General features: G+C 45.2%; 2 rRNA genes. Both read right to left on the bottom strand.

The window, feature by feature from the left end:
• Window positions 1-94: ribosomal RNA gene (locus DV872_RS26320) — 23S ribosomal RNA — on the bottom strand; the annotation flags it as partial.
• 253 nt (window positions 95-347) lie between these two features.
• Window positions 348-409: ribosomal RNA gene (locus DV872_RS26315) — 16S ribosomal RNA — on the bottom strand; the annotation flags it as partial.

The raw sequence follows: 409 nt of genomic DNA, 5'->3' as shown, positions 1-409 counted from the left end.
TGTTTGCTTCTAACCGAGGCTTTTCGCAGCTTACCACGCCCTTCATCGCCGGATAGCTCCAAGGCATCCACCATGGACCCTTAGTCGCTTGACCATATTATTATTTATCCCTTCGCTATTCACTGTTTCAAACAGTTTCAGCGGCAAAAGCCTCTAAAACTACCGTCCATTGACGGATTTTATATATTGTAGTGATAAAAACTCCGGCCTTGCGGCTGGCAGTATTTATCTTAGGGAAATTAAAAGTATTTAACGAAAGCCAAGACTGTTTGTACGGCATCGTTCGTGAGAACAATGACTGACTGCTCCAGAGTACAAAGACTGAAGACTTAATACCTTTCTCGTAGAAAGGAGGTGATCCAGCCGCACCTTCCGGTACGGCTACCTTGTTACGACTTCACCCCCCTTA

The sequence above is a fragment of the Oceanispirochaeta sp. M1 genome (assembly GCF_003346715.1).
GTDB lineage: Bacteria > Spirochaetota > Spirochaetia > DSM-2461 > DSM-2461 > Oceanispirochaeta.
This window is presented reverse-complemented; position numbering and strand designations above follow the sequence as displayed.